Here is a 348-nt window from a genome sequence, read left to right on the forward strand (position 1 = left end):
ATCGCGCCCGCGAATTTTCTTCTCGTGATCATTGTCGCTCCTTGTGTGAAGCCGCAACTGTCGGCTTTGAAGCCCTCGCTGACAAACGATGATAAGTTACTGCGCTCACAAGAAAAACTTATGCCTTGGCCATGACACACCATGAGACCTTATCTTCCGCTTAATGCGTTGCGCGCTTTCGAATCGTCCGCCCGGCACTTGAGCTTCACGCGCGCGGCGCTCGAGTTGAACGTCACGCAGGCCGCCGTCAGTCAGCAGGTGAGAGCGCTGGAGGAGCGTCTTGGCACCGCGTTATTCAAGCGCTTGCCGCGTGGCCTCGCGATGACGGACGAAGGCCTTGCATTGCGC

At 57.8% G+C, this 348-nt stretch carries 1 protein-coding gene; it reads left to right on the forward strand.

The features are described from left to right. Window positions 1-141: 141 nt before the first annotated feature. A partial coding sequence (locus EN824_RS33865; RefSeq protein ID WP_135933190.1) for a LysR family transcriptional regulator occupies window positions 142-348 on the forward strand: 207 nt, incomplete at its 3' end.

It is taken from the genome of Mesorhizobium sp. M8A.F.Ca.ET.181.01.1.1 (assembly GCF_004792025.1).
Taxonomy (GTDB): domain Bacteria; phylum Pseudomonadota; class Alphaproteobacteria; order Rhizobiales; family Rhizobiaceae; genus Mesorhizobium.